18 protein-coding genes are annotated in these 18,421 nt (G+C 72.2%); 10 read left to right on the forward strand and 8 right to left on the reverse strand.

Annotated features, from left to right (window positions below):
- Positions 1-28: 28 nt before the first annotated feature.
- Positions 29-511: a MarR family winged helix-turn-helix transcriptional regulator gene (locus tag FDO69_RS40390; RefSeq protein ID WP_104789125.1), complete on the reverse strand. Its 483-nt coding sequence runs from the start codon at positions 509-511 to the stop codon at positions 29-31.
- Positions 512-759: 248 nt separating this feature from the next.
- Positions 760-2,424, reverse strand: coding sequence for an FUSC family protein (locus tag FDO69_RS40395; protein ID WP_167526782.1), 1,665 nt, complete (start codon positions 2,422-2,424; stop codon positions 760-762).
- Between the two features lie 149 nt (positions 2,425-2,573).
- Here FDO69_RS40395 and FDO69_RS40400 point away from each other — a divergent pair, with 149 nt between their 5' ends.
- The 5 genes from FDO69_RS40400 (at position 2,574) to FDO69_RS40420 (ending at position 6,732) form a co-directional block, all read left to right on the forward strand.
- Entirely contained in the window at positions 2,574-3,122 is a 549-nt protein-coding gene (locus tag FDO69_RS40400; protein ID WP_104789129.1) for a DUF5134 domain-containing protein, read from the forward strand.
- Between the two features lie 265 nt (positions 3,123-3,387).
- Complete coding sequence (locus FDO69_RS40405) at positions 3,388-4,323, forward strand: M56 family metallopeptidase (protein WP_104789131.1); 936 nt, start codon at positions 3,388-3,390, stop codon at positions 4,321-4,323.
- 115 nt (positions 4,324-4,438) lie between these two features.
- Positions 4,439-5,146: a phosphatase PAP2 family protein gene (locus FDO69_RS40410; RefSeq protein WP_104789134.1), complete on the forward strand. Its 708-nt coding sequence runs from the start codon at positions 4,439-4,441 to the stop codon at positions 5,144-5,146.
- A 9-nt stretch (positions 5,147-5,155) separates the two neighbouring features.
- The gene (locus tag FDO69_RS40415) at positions 5,156-5,845 is read left to right on the forward strand and encodes an HAD family hydrolase (protein ID WP_104789136.1); all 690 of its coding nucleotides are present in this window, start codon (positions 5,156-5,158) and stop codon (positions 5,843-5,845) included.
- Positions 5,846-6,045: 200 nt separating this feature from the next.
- Entirely contained in the window at positions 6,046-6,732 is a 687-nt protein-coding gene (locus FDO69_RS40420; RefSeq protein WP_104789138.1) for a TetR/AcrR family transcriptional regulator, read from the forward strand.
- Here FDO69_RS40420 and FDO69_RS40425 read toward each other — a convergent pair.
- Positions 6,720-8,222, reverse strand: a complete 1,503-nt coding sequence (locus FDO69_RS40425; protein WP_104789140.1) for an LVIVD repeat-containing protein — start codon at positions 8,220-8,222, stop codon at positions 6,720-6,722. The genes FDO69_RS40420 and FDO69_RS40425 overlap by 13 nt on opposite strands.
- A gap of 189 nt (positions 8,223-8,411) precedes the next feature.
- Here FDO69_RS40425 and FDO69_RS40430 point away from each other — a divergent pair, with 189 nt between their 5' ends.
- Positions 8,412-9,065, forward strand: a complete 654-nt coding sequence (locus tag FDO69_RS40430) for a DUF305 domain-containing protein (RefSeq protein WP_104789142.1) — start codon at positions 8,412-8,414, stop codon at positions 9,063-9,065.
- Between the two features lie 254 nt (positions 9,066-9,319).
- On the opposite strand, the gene FDO69_RS40435 is transcribed toward FDO69_RS40430, so the two are convergent.
- Positions 9,320-9,592 carry a hypothetical protein gene (locus tag FDO69_RS40435; RefSeq protein ID WP_104789144.1) on the reverse strand — a complete coding sequence of 91 codons (273 nt, stop codon included), beginning with the start codon at positions 9,590-9,592 and terminating at the stop codon, positions 9,320-9,322.
- A gap of 41 nt (positions 9,593-9,633) precedes the next feature.
- The gene (locus FDO69_RS40440) at positions 9,634-10,092 is read right to left on the reverse strand and encodes a DUF6214 family protein (RefSeq protein WP_104789146.1); all 459 of its coding nucleotides are present in this window, start codon (positions 10,090-10,092) and stop codon (positions 9,634-9,636) included.
- 208 nt (positions 10,093-10,300) lie between these two features.
- Here FDO69_RS40440 and FDO69_RS40445 point away from each other — a divergent pair, with 208 nt between their 5' ends.
- The gene (locus FDO69_RS40445) at positions 10,301-11,644 is read left to right on the forward strand and encodes an FAD-dependent oxidoreductase (protein WP_104789148.1); all 1,344 of its coding nucleotides are present in this window, start codon (positions 10,301-10,303) and stop codon (positions 11,642-11,644) included.
- A gap of 9 nt (positions 11,645-11,653) precedes the next feature.
- Here FDO69_RS40445 and FDO69_RS40450 read toward each other — a convergent pair whose 3' ends face one another.
- Entirely contained in the window at positions 11,654-12,004 is a 351-nt protein-coding gene (locus FDO69_RS40450; RefSeq protein ID WP_104789150.1) for an ArsR/SmtB family transcription factor, read from the reverse strand.
- 117 nt (positions 12,005-12,121) lie between these two features.
- Here FDO69_RS40450 and FDO69_RS40455 point away from each other — a divergent pair, with 117 nt between their 5' ends.
- The gene (locus FDO69_RS40455) at positions 12,122-13,201 is read left to right on the forward strand and encodes an NADH:flavin oxidoreductase/NADH oxidase (protein WP_104789159.1); all 1,080 of its coding nucleotides are present in this window, start codon (positions 12,122-12,124) and stop codon (positions 13,199-13,201) included.
- 90 nt (positions 13,202-13,291) lie between these two features.
- Here the strand turns inward: FDO69_RS40455 and FDO69_RS40460 are convergent, their stop codons facing one another.
- Entirely contained in the window at positions 13,292-14,644 is a 1,353-nt protein-coding gene (locus FDO69_RS40460) for an extracellular catalytic domain type 1 short-chain-length polyhydroxyalkanoate depolymerase (protein WP_104789152.1), read from the reverse strand.
- Between the two features lie 331 nt (positions 14,645-14,975).
- Here FDO69_RS40460 and FDO69_RS40465 point away from each other — a divergent pair, with 331 nt between their 5' ends.
- Positions 14,976-15,764 (forward strand): pectate lyase, encoded by a 789-nt coding sequence (locus tag FDO69_RS40465; protein WP_104789155.1) that lies wholly within the window; start codon positions 14,976-14,978, stop codon positions 15,762-15,764.
- A 76-nt stretch (positions 15,765-15,840) separates the two neighbouring features.
- Here FDO69_RS40465 and FDO69_RS40470 read toward each other — a convergent pair whose 3' ends face one another.
- Positions 15,841-16,599 (reverse strand): PaaX family transcriptional regulator C-terminal domain-containing protein, encoded by a 759-nt coding sequence (locus FDO69_RS40470; protein WP_104789161.1) that lies wholly within the window; start codon positions 16,597-16,599, stop codon positions 15,841-15,843.
- Between the two features lie 74 nt (positions 16,600-16,673).
- On the opposite strand from FDO69_RS40470, the gene FDO69_RS40475 reads away from it, so the two are divergent.
- Positions 16,674-18,347, forward strand: a complete 1,674-nt coding sequence (locus FDO69_RS40475) for an acyl-CoA dehydrogenase family protein (RefSeq protein ID WP_104789157.1) — start codon at positions 16,674-16,676, stop codon at positions 18,345-18,347.
- The last annotated feature ends 74 nt before the right edge of the window (positions 18,348-18,421 follow it).

Raw genomic sequence — 18,421 nt, forward strand, 5'->3', positions numbered from 1 at the left:
CGCCGACGCGTCCCTGCCGTGGGTCGCGTCAGGCCCGCAGCACTCCGAGCCGCCCTTCCAGCTGGCTGAGCAACTCCCCGAGCAGGGATGCCAGTTCGCCCTGCTCGGGGACACCGAGGCCGGACAGCACGGCGGTCTCGTAGGCGAGCTGGACGGGCAGGATGCCGTCGACGAGATCGCGTCCGGCGTCGGTGAGGCGGAGGTGGACGACCCGCCGGTCACGGGTGTCCCCGCGCCGTTCGACCAGCCCGCGCCCGGTCAGCTGCTTCAGGCGTTTGGTGACGGCGGCCCCCGAGGAGAAGGTCTCCCTGGCCAGTTCCCCGGGCGTCAGCTCGTGCCCCGTACGACGCAGGGCGCCCAGCAGGTCGAACTCGGGCCGGCTGAGCCCCGCCCGGCGCAGGGGAGCGTCCTCGGCCTGCTGCAGCAGGGCGGCACAGCGGTTGATCCGCCCGATGATCTCCATCGGCCCGGTGTCGAGCCCGGGGTGCACGGCCTGCCACTGCCGCACCACCGCAGCGACGGTATCGCCCCGACGGCCACCGCCCGGGTCGTCGGTATCGGCGGAGGGGCCGCCGCGGACGGCGTCGTCCCCACGGCCACCGCCAGGGCTGTCGGCTTCGGCGGTGGTGCCACCACCCGGGGCGCTCCCCTCAGCCGCCGCTCCCGTTGCCCCGGCCCCGTCGGCCGCCCGCTCCTCCGCCGCCGGCCGCGGGCCGTGCCCCGTGTCGCTCCGCTCGGGCGATGGTCCTTCGGTCGGCGTCATGGCCGTACGTCCTCCGTTTCTGTGGCCGGGTCCCGGTCCGGGAGCAGGCCCTGGCGTCGGGCCGTCGCGGCGAGCGTACGGTGTCCGGACTGCTCGGTGAGCACGACCCGCTCCTGGGGCAGGGCCCGCTGCCACCATTCACCGGCGGCGGCGTCGGCGGTGGCACGCAGGTCGGCCAGGGCGACGGCGAGCCCGCGGCGGGCCGATTCCAGGGCCGTGGTGCCGGGGTCCGGCTCGGTCAGGAGGCGGGCGGCGTGCTCGCGGGCCCGGTCGGCGGCGGTCAGCGCGTGTTCGACACGGTCGCCCGCGCGCCGGTTGGTGACGGCCACGGCGGCGACGAACCCCACCAGCGCACCGACGAGGGTGTCCACGACCCGCTCCGTCATCAGTGTCCTGGGCTCCTGGTATCCGGCGAACTCCGTGATGAGCAGGGCCATCGGCGTCACACAGACACTGCCGAGCCAGTAGTTCCGGCTGATCAGCACCTCCGCGCCGAAGCTGAAGGCCAGGCAGCACAGCACGAGCGCCACCGGACCCAGGTGCGCGAGCGGGACGACGGCCAGGAAGACGAGAACGCCGACGACGTTGCCCACGACCCGCTGGACGGCCCGGCTCCAGGTCAGTGCGATGTTGGCCTGGTAGAGCGAGGCGGCGGTGACCAGTGCCCAGTAGGGGCGGCCGATCCCGAGGGCGAGGGAGGCGTAGCCGGCGAGTGCGCAGCCGAGTGCGGTACGCACCGCGAGCGGGGTCAGCGGCCCCAGCCGCGCCCAGAGCGGCCGGGCCGCGGCCGCGCCGAGCAGTTCGTCGGCGCCCGCGTCCGGCAGTCCGGCCTCCGGGACGGACCCGGTGCCGCGCAGCGAACCCGCCCACGCGCGCAGCCGCCCCGCGTCCGTCTCCGCCGGCGCCGCGAGGGCGACCTCGGCACGGACGACGAGCCGTTCGAGAGCTCGCCGGGTCCTGGAGGGGGCGTTGGTGGAGAGCAGCGACTGCCAGGCGGCCTGCACGGCGGCATAGCCCGCGGCGCGGGCCCGGGCGTGGCCCTCACCCGTGCCGCCGGTGCCGGCGTACCCGGCGGCGGCCTTCAGGGCGGCGGCGGTGGCGCGGCGCTCCGGTCCGTGCGGCCTCAGGAGCGCGGGCGCCATGCAGACCAGCCAGGCCCAGGCCCCCGTTCCGGCGGCCAGGGCCAGATGTCCGGGCACCTGACCGAGGGTCTGCGGCGCGAACAGGGAGGCGGAGCTGACGAAGGTGAGGACGACGTTGCCCGGCGGACCGACCCGGGTGGCGTCGCACAGCACCTTCTGCGCGGCGGCCAGCAGCGCACCGACAGTGACCAGGACGACGGCACTGCCGGTGAGCGAGGCCGCGACCAGGGCCACGGCCAGCCCGCCGAGCATGCCGAGCACCACCCACGCCAGGACTCCGGCCCGGGCGGCGTACGGGCGGTTGTGGGCGTACAGCGCGCACAGGGAGCCGGCCATCGCGTACATCACCAGGTCGAGCCGGCCGAGCGCGAGCAGGGTGAGGGCGGGCGGGGCGATCGCCGCGACGACGCTCAGAGCGGGCTTGAACCAGATCTCCGAGGGCCTGCCGAGGCGCAGCACGCCCACCAGGGGGAGACGCCGGGCGGGTGGGGCGGACGGGGTGGGGGGCGCACTGCTCATGACCACGAGGTTAACACGTGTTTTACTCGTAAAGCATATCGTCTCACCTCGCGTGCTCCGTCGAATGCTCCCCGTGTACACCCTTGCGCTTGCGTGCGCGCCGCATGGCCCGGGCATCGAATGACCGACCGTCGAACGGGGAGGTGCGCGTGCACGGACCGGCTTCGTCCGGCTGGCTGCTGGTGGCGCTCTGCGCGGTGACCGGCGCCTACTGCCTGGCGCGGATGCGCGGCGGCGCCGAAGGGCAGCGCAGCGCCGCGGGCGGCGAGGCGCTGATGGGTTTCGGGATGGCCGCGATGGCCGTTCCGGCGGCGGTGTACACGCCACCCGCGTGGGCGTGGCCCTTCTTCGCGGCGGTGTTCGGGGCGGCGGGCGTCCACGCGCTGTGGGCGGCGCGGGCCGGCGCGCACCATCTCCATCACCTGGTGGGGGCCGCCGCGATGGTCTACATGTCCGTCGTCATGGCCGGCTCTCCCGCGCACGCGCACGGTCAGGGCGGATCGGGTGTTCCGCTGCTGACCGGGGCGCTCCTGCTCTACTTCGCCGGGTACGTGCTCCTGACCGGGGTCCGTCTGGTGCCGGTCGCCGCCGCGGCGGGGGGTGCCGGCCCCGCCGGGTGGGGCGGCCGGCCGGAGCTCGCGCGGGCCTGCCGGCTGTCCATGGCGATCGCGATGGTGGCGATGCTGCTGACGCTGTGAGCGGGGCCGCCCCGGCACCCCGGAAAATTCGGCGGCCCAGCACCCTGAAAGATCCGCCGCCCCGGCACCCTCTAAGATCCGCCCGCGCAGCGCTCAAGACCCGCCCGCCCGGCAATCAGGACCCGCCGGCCCGGCGCTCCCGGAAGATCCACCGTCCCGGCGTCCACCTCCGTGAGGCCCCGGCGCCCCAACGGATCCGTTGTCTGCGTCACTTTGGCGTCAGAACTCGTACCCCTGAGCGGCGCGGCGCTCATAGGCTGCCCTCATGATGCTCACCGCCGCGCTGTTGCTGCTCGGCGCCCTGACCGCCGTGGTTGCCCCCCGGCTGCTCGCCCGGGCGGACTGGCCGGACCGTGAGCCGGTGGTGGCGCTGTGGGTGTGGCAGTGCGCGGTGGCGGCCGTCCTCGTGTGCTGCGCCCTGTCGATGACGCTCAGTGCGGCCGCGGCCTGGCACGCGGTCGGGGGGCACCTCTTCGCCACGGCCCCGCGTGCGGTCGTCGAGGCCTACGCCCTCGGCACGGCGGGCCCCTGGGCGGCGACCACGGCGCTCGCGCTGGCCGGCGGCGGGCTGTGGAGCGCGGCGATGCTGCTGCGCGAGATCGGCCGGGCCCGCGCTCGGCGTCGCCGTCGACGGGCCGATCTGCTGGTCCGTGCTCCGCTGCTGCCGGGCGAGGTGGCCGTCTCGGGTCGGCTGGTCGTCCTGGAGAGCGAGCAGCCCGACGCCTGGTGGCAGCCCGGCACTCCCCCGCAACTGGTCGTCACCACGGCCGCGTTGCACCGGCTGAAGGGCCGGCAGCTGGACGCCGTGCTCGCCCACGAGCAGGGCCACGCCCGAGCCCGGCACGACTGGCTGCTGAACTGCTCCTCGGCGCTGGCCGGCGGCTTTCCGCAGGTGCCGGTGTTCGCAGCGTTCCGCGACGAGATGCACCGCCTGGTCGAACTCGCCGCCGACGACACGGCGTCGCGCCGCTTCGGCCGGCTGACCACAGCTCTGGCGCTGGTCGAACTGAACGAGCACCGCGGCGTGTTCGGGCCCTGCCCGACACCGCAGGCCCATGTCCCGGCCCGGGTGAACCGGTTGCTCACTCCCCCGGACCGGCTGACCGCGGCGCGGCGCCTGCGGCTGACGGCGGCGGCCGCGCTGGTACCCGTGGTGCCGGTGTTGCTGGCGTTCGTGCCGGGATTGCGGGCACTGGGGTAGCGAAGGGCCCCGGATACCCCGCGGAGGACACGGCATGACCGAAGCACGTCGCCTCGCCGGCAGAAGATCGTCCCCGTACTGGATCCGGACCCCCCGGTTCAGCGAGGATCGCTGTATGCACACCTCGTCCGTCGACTCCCCGCCCCGTCCGGAACACCGCACCACCGCCGGTCTCGCCGGCGCTCTGGCCCTGTGCTCGACGCTGCTGCTGGTCCTCGTCGCGGCCAGATGGAGCCCGTTGATCGGCGTGGACGGGGACATCTCCGACACCACCCACCGCTGGGCGGTCGACGAACCGGTCCTCACCCAGACGTGCCGCATCCTCACGGACTGGGTGTGGGATCCCTGGACGATGCGTCTGCTGTGCGCGGCCGTCGTCGTGTGGCTGGTGGTGCGCTGGGCGGCCCGCTGGACGGCGGTGTGGCTGGCGCTGGCCGTCGCGCTGGGCACCCTGCTGCAGCAGGGCATCAAGGCTGCGGTGGACCGTCCCCGCCCGGTCTGGCCCGACCCCGTCGACTCCGCCCACTACTCGGCGTTCCCGTCGGGCCACGCCATGACCGCCACTGTGGTCTGCGGCCTGCTGCTGTGGCTGCTGCACCGGCACGGCGTCGGCCGGGCCGTGTGGCGTACCGCCGTGGCGGTGGCCGTCGTCTCCGTGGTCGGGGTCGGTCTGACGCGTATCTGGCTCGGCGTCCACTGGCCGTCGGACGTGCTGGGCGGCTGGCTGCTGGGCACGATGGTGGTGGCCCTCGCGGTGTGGGTCCACCGGCGCTGGCAGCCCTCTGCCCGGGATCTTCCCCTGCCGCACGACGCGGTTTCGTAGGATCGCCGCATGACGGCCGTGCTCTTCGACTTCTCCGGAACCCTCTTCCGCGTCGAGTCCACCGACTCCTGGCTGCGGGGCGCCCTGGCCGGGACCGATGTCCGGCTCGCGGAGGCCGAGTTGGCCGCCGCGGTACGGGCGCTGGAGGCGGTCGGGGCGCTGCCCGGCGGCGGTGATCCCGCACGGGTCCCGGAGGAACTGGCGGACGCCTGGCTGATCCGCGACCGGAGCGCCGCCCTGCACCGGGCCGCCTACACCGGTCTGTCCCGGCAGGTCCCGCTGCCCGACCCGGCGCTGTACGACGCGTTGTACGACCGCCACATGGCCCCGGCCGCGTGGTCCCCGTACCCGGACGCCGTCGAGGTGCTGCGCACGTTGCGGGAGCGGGGCGTTCCGGTCGGGGTGGTCAGCAACATCGGCTGGGACCTGCGGCCGGTCTTCCGCGCGCACGGCCTCGATCCCTACATCGACGCGTACGTCCTGTCGTTCGAGCACGGCGTTCAGAAGCCCGACCCGCGGCTGTTCGCCACCGCCTGCGAGGCGCTCGGCGCCGATCCGCGCACGACCTTGATGGTCGGCGACGACCGCCGGGCGGACGGCGGCGCCGCCGCGCTGGGATGCGGGGTGCACTTCGTGGACCACCTGCCGGCGGCCGACCGGCCGGACGGGCTGAGGCCGGTCCTGGATCTGGTGAGCTGAGCCGACCCGCCGCCCGCAGGAGGTGCCTGGGCGCCGCCGGAAGGTAGCCCAAGGCCACTACCAGGGCCGACTGCTCGCCCGCCTCGGACGATCCCCCGCGTCGCCCGAGGCAGACGGCATCACCGGCCGGACCTGACAGGTCGTGGCCGGACTCCTCCGAGTATAGTTGGCTGGCAGCCAGTCAACACAGGAGTTGCAGCATGTCTCCGCGTAGCGCCTCGGTGAACGAAGAGTTGCGGCGGCGTTCCCGTGAGCGGCTCCTGCAGGCGGCGGTCGAGTTGGTGAGCGAGCGCGGCTACGACGCGACCACGCTCGGCGACATCGCCGACCGGGCGGGGTCGGCCCGCGGCCTGGTGTCGTACTACTTTCCCGGCAAGCGGCAGTTGGTGCAGTCCGCGGTGCACCGGCTGATGCACCGCACGCTGGAAGAGGCGCTGGAGCGCGAGCCGCGCACCGAGGACGGCCGGGAGCGGATGGCCCGGGCCATCGACGCGATCCTGGGCCTGGCCAGGGACCAACCCGTGCTGATGCGCCAGCACATGGCGGGGATCCTGCAGGCCGAGGGCTTCATGCAGTGCCCGGAGCAGCGGCGGCTGGCCGAGCTGCTGCGGGACACCATGGCCCGGCACGGGTCGCCGGACGTCGAGAGCGACTACCCGATGATGCGCGCCCTGCTGATGGGCGCGGTGTACGCGGCCCTGGTGCCGGGGGCGCCGATGCCGGTGCCGGTGCTGCGGGCCGAGCTGTTCAAGCGCTACCGGCTCGACCGGGAGCTGGGCCTCCCGCCGGAAACCGCAGCTTCCGGCGGGAGGGGCGACAGGGATCTGTCGCGGTTCTTCGCGACCGGGGCCGCACCGGAGTGCGACCCTGGGGATCAGTCGAAGTAGTCCGGCTGTGTCTGCACGTTGAGCTCACGCTGGTGGACCCGGCGGGCCGGGTCGGTGCGCCGGTCGTCGAGCTTCAGGACGTCGAAGCCCCGGGCGATCTCGTTCGAGTAGATGTAGCCGTTGTAGTAGTACGCCGACCACGAGCCGCCCGTCTGGATCACGTCGGTGGTCAACGGGCCGCGGTCGAAGTAGGCGATCTCCTTCGGCTCGGCCGAGTCGGTGAAGTCCCAGACGGAGACGCCGCCCTGGTACCAGGCCTGGACCATGATGTCCTTGCCCTTGACCGGGATGAGCGAGCCGTTGTGGGCGACACAGTTCTCGGTGTCCGCCTGGTGGCGGGGGATCTTGAAGTAGCTGCGGAAGACGAGCTTGCGCTTGTCGCCCTTGCCGACGATGTCGTAGATGCCGTCGGCACCACGGTCCGGGCCGATCTCCGCGTTGCAGGTGGCCGCGCCACCGCCGCCCAGCTCGTCGGTGAAGACGACCTTGTTCGCCTTCTGGTTGAAGGTCGCCGAGTGCCAGAACGCGAAGTTCACGTTGTCCTGCACGCGGTCGATGACCCTCGGGCGTTCCGGGTCCCTGATGGAGAACAGGATGCCGTCGCCCATGCAGGCGCCCGCGGCCAGGTCCTTCGAGGGCAGCACGGTGATGTCGTGGCAGCCGGTGGTCTTGGACACGCCCGGGTTGGTGGGTCCGCCCGGGTTGCCGCCGCCGTCCGGACCCTCACCCGGGAACAGCACGGGGAAGCCCACGACCTTCGCCTTCTCGGGCGCCTTGCGCGGCACCTTGATGACGGAGATGCCGTCGTGCGGCGGCTGGCAGTCCGGGTAGGCGGCGTTCGGCGAGTACGAGGAGACGTACACGTACACATTGCGCCGCTCGGGCACCAGCGTGTGGGTGTGCGAGCCGCAGGCGGTCTCGACGGCCGCGACGTACCTCGGGTTGCGCTTGTCGCTGATGTCGAAGACCTTCATGCCCTCCCACGAGGACTTCTCGGTCGCCGGCTGGGTGGTGCTGGAGCAACTGCTGTCACTGCGCGAGGAGTCGGTGGACAGGAACAGCAGGTCGCCGGAGACGGAAATGTCGTTCTGCGAGCCGGGGCACAGCACCTGGGCGACGGTCTTCGGCGCCTTGGGGTTGCTGATGTCGAAGATGCGGAAGCCGTCGTAGTTGCCCGCGAACGCGTACCTGCCCTGGAAGGCGAGGTCCGAGTTCGTGCCCTTCAGTACGTCCTTGGGGACTTGGGCCAGGTGCTTGATGTTGTCGGAGTGGACGATCTCGTCCTGTCCGGGTATTTCGCCGCTCTCGATGGCCTCTCGGACCTCTGCCTGGGCGCTCTTGGAGACCTTCTTCGGCGCGGTCGGCGCGTCCCCCGGGTCGGGGATGGCCCCTGCCGGTGAGGCGGTGAGGAGCGCGGCGAGCAGTCCACCGGCGGCTGCCACAACTCCCAGGCGTCTGCGGCGTGTTCTGCGGTCGTTCAACAGGATCACTGTTTTCCTCCCTGGTTCCGTTCGCTGCGGAACGGTTCACGCACCACGCAGTATCGTCTTCGCCATGCTCATACCAACAGGGGGCAACAGAATCGCAATGAAGTTTTCTGATCAATGACCCGCGGAAGCGTGCCAGTGCGCCGTCCGCAACTCCAGGTGCTTCCAACCCGCTTGCCACAGGAGGTCGTTGTGCTGTTCCGCCGCGCGTCCCGGGTGTCCGCCGTCACGACGGGGCTGGTCGCCCTGGCCGTGCTCGCGACCGGGGGCTGTGACTCCGGTCCGGACCGGAAGCCGGCCACCGCGGACGGGCCCTCCGTGATCGCGCCGGGTGAGCCCGGCGAGGCGAACCGCACCCTGTCCGCCGAGGAGGCCACCGACCGGCGCTCGGAGAACGACTCCCCCAACTCCGCCGACGTCTCCTACGTCCGCATGATGATCGAGCACCACGCCCAGGCGCTGGTGATGACCGAACTCGTCCCGAGACGCGCCGAGTCGAAGGACGTGAAGCGGATCGCCGAGCGCATCGCCGCCGGCCAGAAGCCCGAGATCGAGGCGATGAAGGGCTGGCTGAAGTCGTACGGCAAGCCCTTGAAGGCCGAGCGGCACGAGCACACCACGATGCCGGGCATGGCGACAAAGGCCCAGCTGAAGAAGCTCCGCGCCGCCGACGGGCAGGCGTTCGACCACCTCTTCCTGACCCTGATGACGACCCATCACCAAGGCGCGATCACCATGGCCACGGACGTGAAGGGGCAGGGCAACAACATCCGCGTCGAGGAGATGGCCGACGAGGTGATCGCACAGCAGACGAGCGAGATCACGCGGATGCGGAACATGCTTTGAGCTGTTCTTCATGGTCGCCGGTGACTGACTGCGACGGTTCTCGGGGCGGAGTGAGCATGACCGCCCCGGTCGCTGCGCCTGCGGCATCCCAGCGCTCGTCGGGGGCGGAAGCGGGTGAGCGCGCTCGTACCGGTCGTGCCGCAGCGATATGGGGAGGATCAGCGGCAAGCTGAGCTCGTCTTCCCACCCGCTGTGTGGCGCCTGTCTTCCCCCTCGGCTCAGCCGCGCGCAGCCCCACGTACCTGCCGCGACGGTCAGCGCCGCCAGGCCGCCAGGCCGCCGATCGTCCCTCGGTACGCGCCGGGGTCCAGATGCACCTCCGTGTCCTCGTCCTCCAACGGGCCGGCTGCACCCTCGGGGCCGTGCAGCACACGCAGTGTGTCGCCCGGCCCTGCCCTTGCCGGGTCGCGGCCGTCCGTCATCCGGGGTGAGATCTCCCTGCCGTCGCGGGTGCGGAGCGTGCACTCGTCGGACGTGTTGCCGACGCCGACCACGACGGCCTCGGTCCACCTGCCCGGAATCGGCATTGCCGGCGACCGCCGCCGGATTCCGAGGCGGTCGGGGCCGTTCAGCGCCGGGCGCGGCGCGGTGACAGCAGGCCCGCGTCCCGGGCCTGGCCGATCAGTCGGAGGGAGGCGCGACGGCTGTGCCCGGTCGCGCCCATCACGGCGAGGATCGGGTCGGCGCCGTCCCGCTGGGCCGCGCGGTACTCCCGTGCCACCAGCCGGCGCCCCTCCGGCCCGCGGGGCCAGGACGGCCTGGCACGGCGCCCCTGGCCCTCGCATCCGTCGGACCCGGCTGCGGGCCCACACGCCTCCGCCACCGACTCCTCGATCAAGTCGGCGAGCACGGCCAGGTCGTCGAGGGACAGCGCGGGCTGAGCGCGCATCTCCTCGACGCAGACGCATCCGTCGCCCACGACGGCCAGCGCATCGATCCGGGCACCGTCCTCGAACACCAGCCGGAACTCGAACCACCGCGTCGTGCCCTCGTTCTCCCGCACTTCCCACGCGGGGCGCACGGACACCGCACCGTCCGCCGGAGAGCGATCAGAAAGATTCAGAAAGGCTGCTTTCAGCACATGCCGAACGTAACCGCATGATCACATTCCCTATAGATCGGACACGCGCCGCGGGTGGAGCACAGCACCCTGTCAGCGGAGCCCGACGGGTGCGATGCTGGAGGCGTCAGCGCTCTCCTGAGATCCGTCGGTTCCCCGGGTGAGGAGTTCCGCCGTGCTGCGAGTCGCCGTCGTAGGCTCCGGGCCGAGTGGGTGCTACACCGCCCAGAGCCTCGTCCAGCTGGACTCCGACGTGCGCGTCGACGTCCTGGACCGGCTGCCGTGCCCGTACGGCCTCGTCCGTTACGGCGTGGCACCCGACCACGAGAAGATCAAGTCGCTGCAGAACAACCTGCGCGCCGTCCTCGAACACGACCGGGTCCGGTTCCTCGGCGGCGTGCAGGTCGGCCCCGGCGGCGTGACCGTCGCGCGGCTGCGGGAGCTCTACCACGCGGTGGTGTACTGCATGGGCGCCGCGACCGACCGGCGGCTGGGGATCCCCGGGGAGGACCTGCCGGGCAGCTGGTCGGCGACGCAGTTCGTGTCCTGGTACAGCGCCCACCCGGACGCCGTGGACGCCGGTTTCCTGCGGGACGCCCGGTCGGCCGTGGTCGTCGGCGTGGGCAATGTCGCCGTGGACGTCACGCGGATGCTGGCCCGGGGCCTGGCCGAGCTCACCCCGACCGACATGCCCCAGGCGGCCCTGACCACCCTCGCGGACAGCCGGGTGACCGAGATCCACATGGTGGGCCGGCGCGGTCCGTCCCAGGCCCGGTTCACCACCAAGGAGCTGCGCGAACTGGGCACGCTGCCGGAGACCGACCTCGTGGTGGATCCGGCGGAGCTGGCCCTGGACCCGGGGTACACGGACCCGTCAGCGCTGCCCGCACCCCAGCGCCGCAACGTGGAGGTGCTGCGCGGCTGGGCGGAGACACCCCCGGCGGGCGCGCCACGCCGCATCCACCTCCGGTTCTTCCTCCGCCCGGCCGAACTCCTCGCCGAGCAGGGCCACGTGGCCGCCGCACGGTTCGAACGCACGGCTCCGGACGGCCACGGCGGCGTGACGGGTACGGGCCGGCACGAGGTCATCGAGGGACAGCTGGTCCTGCGCTCGGTGGGATACCGCGGAGTCCCCCTGGAGGGCCTTCCGTTCGACCCGGTCACCGGAACCGTGCCGAACCTGTCCGGCCGCGTCCTGCGCGAGGGCCTCGTCACTCCCGGCGAGTACGTGGCGGGCTGGATCAAGCGCGGCCCCACCGGCGTCATCGGCACGAACCGCCCCTGCGCGAAGGAGACGGCGACGTCCCTCCTGGAGGACGCTCCCTCGCTCACCGCGAAGACGGTGCCCGACGACCCCCTGCCCGCTCTGCGCGGGGAAGGTACCGATCCGGTGGAATGGACCGGCTGGCAGTCGATCGAGCGGGCGGAGGTGGCACTGGGTGCGTCACTGGGCAGGGGCGTGGTGAAACTCCCCGACTGGCGGTCGCTCCTGGAAGCCGCTCGGGCCGAGGTCGTCTAGAGGCGCGCGTCAGTCGCCCGGAGAGGCGGCCTGCCGGGCAGCCGCATCGAGCAGCGCCGCCATGAGCCCCGGGAACAACTCATCGAGCTCGTCCCGCCGCAGCCCGTTCATCTTGGCCGTCCCCCGATACACCTGCCGGATCACCCCGCTCTCCCGCAACACCCGGAAGTGGTGCGTGGTGGTCGACTTGGTGACGGGCAGCTCAAAGTCCGAACAGGACAACTCCCCTGTCACGCCCGCGAGTTCCCGCACGATCCGCAACCGCATCGGATCCGAGAGCGCATGCAGCACCCCCTCCAGCCTGATCTCGTCACACGCGGGATGCGGCAGGTCACGGCTGCTGACTGCGGGGGACGACACGGCGGCTCCACTCCCTCGGGGACTCCATAGTACGAGAACCCTCGTAGTTTGACATCCACCGTACTACGATGCCTATCGTACGAGTCGACATCGGCCCCGTGACGAATGGAGTCCGCCGTGACCGCGCTCTTCGAGCCCTTCACCCTGCGCGAGCTGACGATCCCGAACCGCGTGTGGATGCCCCCGATGTGCCAGTACTCGGCGGCGCCGGAGGGCCCGGAGACCGGAGCGCCCACCGACTGGCACTTCGCGCACTACGCCGCTCGCGCCACCGGCGGCACGGGCCTGATCATCGTCGAGGCGACCGCGGTGTCCCCGCAGGGGCGCATCTCCCCCTACGACCTGGGCATCTGGAACGACACACAGGTCGAGGCGTTCCGCCGCGTCACCGGCTTCCTCACCGCGCAGGGCACGGTGCCCGCGATCCAGCTCGCGCACGCCGGCCGCAAGGCATCGACGGACCGCCCCTGGAAGGGCGGCGCGCCGGTCGGCCCGGACGCCCACGGCTGGGACGCGCTCGCCCCGAGCCCGCTCGCCTTCGACGACGGGCATCCGGTCCCGGCCGAGCTGACCGTCGACCAGATCAGGTCCGTCGTCGGGCAGTTCGCCACCGCGGCCCGCCGTGCGCTCGCCGCCGGCTTCGAGGTCGCCGAGATCCACGGCGCCCACGGCTACCTGATCAACGAGTTCCTCTCCCCGCACTCCAACCACCGCACCGACGCCTACGGCGGTTCGTACGAGAACCGCACCCGCTTCGCCCTCGAAGTCGTCGACGCCGTACGGGAGGTCTGGCCGGACGACAAGCCGCTGTTCTTCCGCATCTCGGCGACCGAGTGGCTGGAGGACGGCGGCTGGAGCGCGGACGACACGGTCCGCTTCGCCGCCGACCTGCGGGCCCACGGCGTCGACTTGCTGGACGTCTCCACCGGCGGCAACGCCTCCGGCGTCCGCATCCCCACCGGCCCCGGCTACCAGGTGCCGTTCGCCGCCCGGGTGAAGAACGAGACGGCCCTGCCGGTCGCCGCGGTCGGGCTCATCACCGAGGTCGAGCAGGCCGAGAAGATCCTGGCCAACGGGGAGGCGGACGCGGTCCTGCTGGGCCGCGAACTCCTGCGCAACCCCTCGTGGGCACGGCTCGCGGCGCGCGAACTCGGCGGCGAGGTACGGGTGCCGGACCAGTACCACCGGTCGGTCTGATCCGGCCGGTGCGATCCGGTCGGTGCGATCCGTTCGGCGCGATCCGGCCCGTCCGATCCGGCCGTCCGATCCGGCACCCGCAGAGGCACCTCAACCGGCCGCGCACGCCGTTCCGTTGAGCGTGAACGCGGCCGGGGCGGCACTGTTGCCCGTGTGAGAGGCCTGGTAGCCGAAGCTCACGCTGGCGCCCGGCGCGATGGTGCCGTTGTACGACACGTTGGTGGCGGTGACCGACCCGGACGACGGCGCGTACGTGGCGCCCCAGCCGCCCGTGACCGCCTGACCGGCGGGCAGCGTGAAGCCGAGCTTCCAGCCGTTGACGGTCGTCGTGCCGGTGTTGGTGAGGGTCACGGAGGCGGTCAGCCCGGTGTTCCAGGCGTTCACCGAGGCCCTCACCCGGCAGGCGCCGGGCTGGGGTTGGGGAGCCGGGCCGGAGCCGTCCAGGCCGAAGAAGGTGAGCACGCGGGACGCCATGCCCTGGGCGTACAGGTTGTGGCCGACGCCCTGGAGACTGATGGCCTCCACGGGAGCCCGGTCACCCGTGCCGCCGTAGCGGGTGCGGGTCCAGCCGGACTGGGGCGTGTCGGTGCTGGTGGGTGTCTGACTCACGCCCTGCACGTTCGTCCACTGCTTGATCTGCTCGCCGAAGTTGGGGTAGCGCAGGACGTCGTCCTCGGTGCCGTGCCAGATCTGCATGCGGGGCCGGGGGCCGGTGTAGCCGGGATAGGCGCCCCGGGCAAGATCGCCCCACTCCTTCGCGGTGCGGGTGACCGTGCCGCCCGAGCAGGCGCTGTTCCACTCGGAGCCGTCGGTGGTGGCGAAGCAGCCGAACGGGACGCCCGAGAAGGCGGCGCCCGCCGCGAACACGTCCGGGTAGTCCCCGAGCAGGACGTTCGTCATCATCGCGCCGGAGGAGATGCCGGTGGCGAACACCCGGCCCGTGTCGGCGTCGTAGGTGCGGGTGACCCAGTCGATCATCGACTTGACGCCGACGGGGTCGCTGCCGCCGCCGCGGCGCAGGGCCTGGGGCGAGGAGACGTCGAAGCACTTGCTGCTGCGGGTGACGGACGGGTACAGCACGATGAATCCGTACCGGTCGGCGAGCGTGTCGTACTCGGTGCCGTTGTACATGTCCGGGCCCGATCCGGTGCACCAGTGCACCGCTACCACGACCGCCGGCTTCGGGGTCACGCTCTCCGGTACGTACAGGTACATCCGCAGGTTGCTGGGGTTGGTACCGAAGTTCGTGACCTCGGTGAGGGCCGCGGCGGGTACGGCCCCTTTGCGGGCGAGGCCGGGGGCGGAACCGCGGGTGGGCTCGTCGGCGGCGGCCGCGGGAGCGGTGAGCACGGTGGCCGCGACCAGCGGCAACAGCGCGGCGACCAGCGCGAGGAGAACCGACCGCAGGGGTCTCCTCGACCTGAGGTGGGGGGTGGCAGGCACGTCCGGGTTCCTTCCGTCGTGGGAGGCGTCCGTTCGGGCATGGTGGCATGGACATGGCCGCCATGGAAGCGCTCCCACGTGACTGCCGCCGCGACCAGCGGCGACCGAACCAGTTCTGCACGAGGCGTTGACTAGAAAGCGCTTGCCCTCTACGTTCCGTTCAGCAGTGTGACCCGTCGGCACGGGCGAGGGCAGGTGCAGTGTGCATGGTGAACAGAATGACGAACTTCATTCATGTATGTGTACACCTGGCCTCTTAAGAGCTCGACGGAATACACGATCACCGGAAGGCCCCGACCCCCATCCGCCCCCACGACAGAAGGACTCGGGAATGACTTCTGCGACACGTCCGCGCACCCGCAGGCGCGCGACGACCGGCACGCTGGCCGCACTCGGCCTGTCGGTTGGCATGATCATGACTGTCAACGCGCCCGCTGCGAGCGCCGCCACCTGGCCGACTCCCAACGGCAGCCAGGGGACCTCTTCCACCATCTCCGTGTCCGGCACCAAGGACTACGGGATGAAGCGGTACTACGGCACCGGCGCCCTGGCCGGTGACGGCCAGGAGGAGGGCCAGGACCCGATCTTCAAGCTCGCCGACGGCGCGGTGCTGAAGAACGTCATCCTCGGTGCCCCCGCGGCCGACGGCATCCACTGCGAGGGCAGTTGCACGCTGCAGAACGTCTGGTGGGAGGACGTCGGCGAGGACGCCGCCACCTTCCGCGGCGGCAACGGTGCCACCTACCAGGTGATCGGCGGCGGTGCGAAGAAGGCCGCGGACAAGGTGTTCCAGCACAACGGAGGCGGCACCCTGACCATCTCCAACTTCGCGGTGCAGGAGTTCAAGACGCTGTACCGCTCCTGCGGTGACTGCTCCACGCAGTACACCCGCAAGGTCAACCTCAACACCATCGACGTGACCGGCACCGGCTCCACCGCGCGGCTCGTCGGCATCAACGTCAACCGCAACGACGTGGCGACCCTGCGGAACATCACGATCCGCAACGACTCCGGCCGCAAGGTCGTCCCCTGCCAGAAGTACAACAACAACACCGCTGTCGGATCCGGACCCGACAGCAAGAACTGCCTCTACTCCACCTCGGACATCACCTACAGGTAGTCCCGGGCAGACAGTCCCCCCACGGTGAAGGCGGCCGTGCGGAGCGTCCGACGGGCGCTGCGCACGGCCGTCCGCGTCATGTGCCGCGCACGCGTGCGCGGACCTCCCCGATCAGCTCCCGCTGGTAGGCGGTGTAGGCGGCGCGCAGTTCGGTGCCGGGCCAGCCGGCGGGCAGGAGTCCGGGCGGCAGCACGGGGTCCGCGAGCAGGTGCCGTACGACGGCGGCGAAGGCCGTCAGGCGGTCGGCCGGGCGGGGCGAGCCCGCGATGTGGGCGAGCAGAGCCCGGGCGGTGGCGGACCAGGCGTCCAGCGGCCAGAGGGTTTCGGCCAGCGCGCCCGAGGGGCGGTCGGGGCGGGCCGTGTAGCGCTGGACGACCTGGCCCAGGTCACCGGGGAGAGCACGGGTGAGGTTGGCGGGCCGGAGCCAGACGCCTTCGCGGAGTTCGGCGAGCCGGAGGGCGGTCAGCCGCGTGCGCAGGTCGGCACGTTCGGCCGGGCCACGTCCGGTCGCGGTGATCACGACCATCTCCCAGTCGCCGTGCCACGCGCGCGTGCGCGGATGCACGGCGTCGTCCTGGCGGCGCTGGCGTTCCAGCAGCCGGTCGCTGAGGCGGTAGCCCCCGTCGGTGCGCCGCAGGTCCCCGGCGGCCACCATCCGGCTGAGCGCCGCCCGCAGGGTGGAGCCGCCGACGTCGAAGCCCTCCACGAGCCGCAAAAGCTCCCTGACCGGCAGTTCGGGGGGATGTGTGCCGAGGAGCAGGCTCAGGACGACCGACCGCGCGGACAGCGGGCGCAGATCGAGCGCGCCGGGCGGCGCCGGGACGTTCATCGGCATGGTCACGACTGTACGCCGCGGATTTCCGTGTTGCAGGATTGCTGCGGCCGTAGCCAGAGTGCAACACTCGAAGCATGGTCTCGACACCGGACGAACAGCCGTCGCACGGCGGATCCGCCACGCACGACGTCACCAACCAGGCCCCACCCCTCACCCCCTACGACGCCTCCGACGACACGGCCCTGCTGGAGGGGCTGCGGCGGGAAGGCGCCGGGTGGGCCGAGGAAGACCTGCGGCGGCTCGGGCGGCGGGCCGGCAGCGCCCAGGCGCAGGAGTGGGCCGACCTGGCCAACCGGCACGAGCCGGAGCTGCGCACGCACGACCGGTACGGCAACCGCGTCGACGAGGTGGAGTTCCACCCCGGCTGGCACCACCTGATGCGCACGGCGATCGGGGAGGGACTGGCCGCATCGCCCTGGGCGGATGACCGGCCCGGCGCTCATGTCGTCAGGACCGCCGGCGGACTGGTGTGGGGGCACACCGAGGCCGGACACGGCTGCCCCACGTCGATGACCTACGCCGCCGTCCCCGCGCTGCGCAAGCAGCCGGAGCTGGCGAAGCTCTACGAGCCGTTGCTGACGAGCCGGGAGTACGACCCGGTCCTGCGGGAGCCCACCCAGAAGCGCGGGCTCCTCGCGGGCATGGGGATGACCGAGAAGCAGGGCGGCTCCGACGTCCGGACGAACACCACGGCAGCCACACCGACGGCCGAGCCCGGGGTGTACACGCTGCGCGGGCACAAGTGGTTCACCTCGGCGCCGATGTGCGACGTGTTCCTCGTCCTGGCACAGGCTCCGGGCGGGCTGTCGTGCTTCCTCGTGCCGCGTGTACTGCCGGACGGAACCCGCAACACCTTCCGCATCCAGCGGTTGAAGGACAAGCTGGGCAACCGGTCCAACGCCTCTTCCGAGCCCGAGTTCGACGGGACGGTGGCCTGGCTGGTCGGCCCCGAGGGGCAGGGCGTGAAGACCATCATAGAGATGGTCAACTGCACCCGGCTGGACTGCGTGATGATGTCGGCCGCGCTGATGCGCAAGTCCCTCGTCGAGGCCGGGCACCACGCGCGCCACCGCAGCGCGTTCGGCGCACGGCTCGTGGACCAGCCGCTGATGCGCAACGTTCTCGCCGATCTGGCCCTGGAGTCCGAGGCCGCAACGACGCTCACCCTGCGGCTGGCGGGGGCTGCCGACCGGGCGATCCGGGGGGACGATGTGGACGGTTCGGAAGCCGCGTTCCGCCGGATCGCCACCGCCATCGGCAAGTACTGGGTGACCAAGCGGGGGCCGGCTTTCACCGCGGAGGCACTGGAGTGCCTCGGCGGCAACGGCTATGTCGAGGACTCGGGCATGCCGCGGCACTACCGCGAGGCTCCCCTGCTGTCGATCTGGGAGGGCTCGGGGAACGTCAACGCGCTCGACGTGCTGCGGGCACTGAGCCGCGAACCGGGCACCGCCGAGGCCCTGTTCGGCGAGCTCACCCTCGCCCGGGGAGCGGACGCCCGCCTGGACTCGGCCGTGACGCGGCTCAAGACGGGACTGCCCGAGGCGTCGCCGACCACGGCCCGCCGTCTCGTGGAGCAGATGGCGCTGGCCCTCCAGGCCTCCCTCCTCGTACGGCACGCCCCGGCGGCCGTCGCCGACGCCTTCTGCGCGACGCGGCTCGGAGGTGGCTGGGGGCACGCCTTCGGGACGCTGCCGCGGACGGCGGACCTGGACACCATCGTGGAGCGGGCGCTGCCCGGCGGCTGAGGCGCCGGGGCCGGGGCGGGCCGGGGCCGGGCCTGCCGGTCGAGGAGGGCCGGGGCCGGGCCTGCCGGTCGAGG

The organism is Streptomyces tibetensis, assembly GCF_007655005.1.
In the GTDB taxonomy this organism is placed as follows: domain Bacteria; phylum Actinomycetota; class Actinomycetes; order Streptomycetales; family Streptomycetaceae; genus Streptomyces; species Streptomyces tibetensis.

Excerpts from the sequence above, each read along its gene's own strand:
- FDO69_RS40410 (WP_104789134.1), top strand. The coding sequence starts at position 4,439 with ATGCACACCTCGTCCGTCGACTCCCCGCCCCGTCCGGAACACCGCACC.
- FDO69_RS40405 (WP_104789131.1), top strand. The coding sequence starts at position 3,388 with ATGATGCTCACCGCCGCGCTGTTGCTGCTCGGCGCCCTGACCGCCGTG.
- FDO69_RS40465 (WP_104789155.1), top strand. The coding sequence starts at position 14,976 with ATGACTTCTGCGACACGTCCGCGCACCCGCAGGCGCGCGACGACCGGC.
- FDO69_RS40420 (WP_104789138.1), top strand. The coding sequence starts at position 6,046 with ATGTCTCCGCGTAGCGCCTCGGTGAACGAAGAGTTGCGGCGGCGTTCC.
- FDO69_RS40435 (WP_104789144.1), bottom strand. The coding sequence starts at position 9,592 with ATGCCGATTCCGGGCAGGTGGACCGAGGCCGTCGTGGTCGGCGTCGGC.
- FDO69_RS40415 (WP_104789136.1), top strand. The coding sequence starts at position 5,156 with ATGACGGCCGTGCTCTTCGACTTCTCCGGAACCCTCTTCCGCGTCGAG.
- FDO69_RS40395 (WP_167526782.1), bottom strand. The coding sequence starts at position 2,424 with ATGAGCAGTGCGCCCCCCACCCCGTCCGCCCCACCCGCCCGGCGTCTC.
- FDO69_RS40470 (WP_104789161.1), bottom strand. The coding sequence starts at position 16,599 with ATGCCGATGAACGTCCCGGCGCCGCCCGGCGCGCTCGATCTGCGCCCG.
- FDO69_RS40475 (WP_104789157.1), top strand. The coding sequence starts at position 16,674 with ATGGTCTCGACACCGGACGAACAGCCGTCGCACGGCGGATCCGCCACG.